Origin of the sequence: Mesorhizobium sp. M7A.F.Ca.CA.001.10.2.1 (genome assembly GCF_003998575.1) — a bacterium.
Lineage (GTDB): Bacteria > Pseudomonadota > Alphaproteobacteria > Rhizobiales > Rhizobiaceae > Mesorhizobium.
The window spans coordinates 1-3,618 of record NZ_RZQY01000631.1 but is presented as its reverse complement, the minus strand read 5'-3'; the positions used below and the strand labels follow the sequence as shown (position 1 = coordinate 3,618).

Genomic DNA, 3,618 nt, shown 5'->3' with positions numbered 1-3,618 from the left:
CTCCAGCACAATCCTGGCCGCGCCGACGACCGCACCACAGGCCTGTGACAGGACCAGCCTGCAGATCGAGTTGAGGCCGTACAGCCCGCCGGCCCAGAGGATCATCATCAGGTCGGGCGCGACGCGCTCGGGCGGGATGAGATGCGAATAGGCGATGGTCGAGACGACGAATTTCGGCACACCGAGCGGCAGGCAAAGCGCCACGTCGAGCGCCAGATCTGTCCCCATCGAACCGCCGATGGCGATGAAAGCGTCGATCTCGCCGTTTTGATGGAGCTTGCGCACCAGCTGCACCGCGCCGCCGGCCATCAGCGTCATGGCGGTGTTCTCATCACCGCTCGAGACGATCTCGGCGATCGTCACATCCACGGCCCGGGCCACGGCATGCTTGTCGTGGTCCGGGCTGTAGGGCGGGTCGCCCAGCACGCTGACATCCATCATCACGGCGCTGCCGCCTGACTGCTCGATGCACTGTTTCATGAACAGCAGCTCTTCGGCCTTTGTGTCGCCCGTGCCGATGACCAGGATGCGGGGCGCTGTCTCCGAGGGCATCAGGCCTGCCTCCTCAAGATTTGCAGGTTTTCGCCGTTGAGGCGCATGGAAATCTCCCGTGCCGCCTCCCTCACGGCAAGTCCCCGCTCCGTGATCGCGGCTGCCGTCGTTCTGGCCTTTGGCGCCGCCACCGCGATGGTGCCGAGCGCAAAGCCATCCGCCCCGCGGATTGCCGCCGCGACGCTGATCACACCTTCCTCATAGCCCTGGTCGCAGATCGAATAGCCGCGCTCGCGCGCCTCGCTCATGCATCTTGAGATGGCGGCCGGCTCGATCAGCGTATGGGCCGTGAAAGCGTCGAGGGAACCCGTCAGGCACGCCTTGACGGTCTCGTCGCGGGCGAAGGCCAAATAGGCGATGCCCGACGCGGTCGAATGCAGGGGCAACAACTGACCGATGTCGATGTTGACCCGGTTCGCCCATGCCGGATGCTCGACATGGACGGTGACCAGCCTGTCGACGCCGAATTCCGACAAATGCACGGTCTCGGCCGTCGATGCTGCCAGGTCCCGCACCAGCGGAACAGCTGTCTGCAGGAAAGGAAAGCGCGCTTCGCGGATGCGCGCCAGCCGCGACAGGCCGGCGCCGAGGCGATAGTGCCGCGTGCCGATATCCTGCTCGACAAAACCATGGCCGGCCAGCGCAACCAGCAGCCGCCGTGTCGTCGCCTTGTCGAAGCCCGAGCGGCGCGCCAGATCGGACAGGCCGAGCTCGGGCTCGTCGACGCTGAACAGCTCCAGAAGCGAGATCGCTTTTCCGACCGTACTCAAATTTGCCTCCCGGTTCGGGACAATCATTTAACGTGTGAATTAACTTGACAGGCATCGGCATTGTTTGCAAGTCTATATTCAAAATAACGGTTCAAATAACGAACCAACCGCCAGAGTGCATGGGACAGGCCATTCGGCCGGCGAGCCTGAGGGTTTGCAAACAGGAGGGATCGATGACAGCAGTTGCAGAACAGGCGCCGGCCAACAGGCTGCGCAAGAACAGTCTTGGCGTCGGCGCCATCACCTTCATGGTGATTTCGGCGGCCGCCCCGCTCACGGCCGTCGCCGGCGGCACGCCGCTCGGCATGCTGATGGGCAATGGCGCCGGCTTTGCCGGCACTTATCTGATCGTGACTGTGCTGCTGCTTTTGTTCGCGGTCGGCTATGTCGCCATGTCACGCCATGTCGGCAATGCCGGCGCCTTCTATGCCTATGCCGCGCGCGGCCTCGGCAGCATGGCCGGCGGCGCCACGGCGCTGATCGCCATCCTGTCCTACAATGCCATGCAGATCGGGGTCATGGGCCTGCTCGGCGCCGCGACGTCAGGCCTGTTCGCCGGCTGGGGCATCAACCTGCCCTGGTGGGTGTGGAGTTTCATCGCCATCGCGCTGGTCGCCGTGCTCGGCTATCGGCAGGTCGACCTCTCCGCCAAGATCCTAACGGTGCTGGTGCTGTGCGAATATCTTGTGGTGCTGGTCCTCGACATCGCCATCCTCAAGACCGGCGGCGATAGCGGCCTGTCGGCGGCGCCGTTCAGCTGGAGCCAGATCACATCAGGCTCGCCGGCCATCGCCATTCTGTTCTGCTTTGCCGCCTTCATCGGTTTCGAGGCGACGACGATCTATGCCGAGGAAGCCCGCGATCCAAAGATCACCATTCCGCGCGCCACCTATTTTTCGGTCGTGTTGATCGGCGTCTTCTACATGCTCACGGCATGGCTGATGGCGGTCGGCGCCGGTGTCGACAAGCTGCTGCCGACGCTGCAAGGGCTGCAGGATCCGACGACCTTCCTGTTCGGCCTGTCGGATCGTTACGCCGGCACGATGCTGTCGCAGGCGATGAGCATCCTGTTCGTGTCGAGCCTGTTTGCCGGCGTGCTGGCGTTCCACAATGCGGTTGCGCGCTATATCTATGTCTCGGGCCGCGAAAAACTGTTGCCGCAGACGATTGGCGTGACGCATGCGGTGCACCAGAGCCCGCATGTCGCTTCCGTCATCCAGAGCGTGCTCGCTGCGGTCGTCGTCGGCCTGTTCGCCGTGCTCGGCCTCGATCCGGTGCTGGCGCTGTTTTCGTGGCTGACCAATGTCGCGACGCTCGGCGTCATCGTCATGATGGCGGTGGCCTCGCTTGCCGTGGTGATGTTCTTCCGCGCCAACCCGGCAGCCCAGGAGAACGCGCTGAAGACCACCATCCTGCCCGGGCTGACCTTCATCGCTTTCGTCATCATCATCTACCTGATCGTCATCAATTTCGGCAGCCTGTCCGGGGCCGGCGGTTTTCTTGGCGTGTTCCTGCCGGGGCTGGTGCTGATCGCCGCGATCGTCGGCCTGCTGCTGGCCAGCGCGCTGAAGAGCCGCGATCCCATAGCCTTCGAAAACCTCGGCCAGCCGCTGAAAGATTGAGAAAAGCAAAGGGGCGGCGTGCCACGCCGCCCTTACACCACAAGGGGAGTGGCGGATTTGAGCTTTGCCGAAAATATCACCGTTGAGGCTTTGGAAGCCGATCCCTACCCGATCTATGCAGAGCTCAGGCGCAGTGCGCCTGTCGCTTTCGTGCCGGCGGTCAACCTGTGGTTCGTCACCCGCTGGAAGGATGTCGAGAGCGTCGCCAAGTCGCCCGACATCTTCTCCGCCGTCGTCGGCTCATCGCCGGTCGAGCGCTCCTTCGGCAAGCCCACCATCCTGACCACCGATGGCGAAACGCATAAACAGCTGCGACAGGGCGTCGATCCGAAATACCGGCCGCGCACCGTTGCCGCCTATGCCGGCGACCTCGTGCGGTCGATTGCCGAACCTCTTCTCGACCGGATCGCCAACCAGGGCTCCGCCGAGCTGATGGCCGATTATTTCGAACCGGTGTCGACGCTCAGCCTGGCGCGCTCGCTCGGCCTTGCCGACATTGACATGCCGACGCTGCGCCGCTGGTTCTATGGCCTTGCCCAGGGCGCCATCAATTTCGAGAACGACCCGAAGCGGCAGGAGATCGCCGACGCGATCAGTGCCGAGGTCGGCGACGCCATCCTGCCGACGCTGGAAAGACTTGCGCGCCAGCCAGATGACTCGGCGCTGTCGCATGT

General features: G+C 63.7%; 3 protein-coding genes and 1 pseudogene. 2 read left to right on the top strand and 2 right to left on the bottom strand.

All coding sequences use genetic code 11. The features are described 5' to 3' along the window. Positions 1-552 (bottom strand): Tm-1-like ATP-binding domain-containing protein (locus EN964_RS28790; protein ID WP_206528772.1); only part of this gene is annotated, 552 nt, incomplete at its 3' end. Continuing rightward, positions 552-1,322 (bottom strand): IclR family transcriptional regulator, encoded by a 771-nt coding sequence (locus EN964_RS28785; protein WP_127266749.1) that lies wholly within the window; start codon positions 1,320-1,322, stop codon positions 552-554. The genes EN964_RS28785 and EN964_RS28790, both read right to left, overlap by 1 nt. Before the next feature lie 173 nt (positions 1,323-1,495). Between EN964_RS28785 and EN964_RS28780 the strand changes: the two genes are divergently transcribed. Next, positions 1,496-2,944, top strand: a complete 1,449-nt coding sequence (locus EN964_RS28780) for an APC family permease (protein ID WP_127266748.1) — start codon at positions 1,496-1,498, stop codon at positions 2,942-2,944. A gap of 57 nt (positions 2,945-3,001) precedes the next feature. Beyond that, positions 3,002-3,618, top strand: a pseudogene (locus EN964_RS28775) (cytochrome P450); the annotation flags it as partial.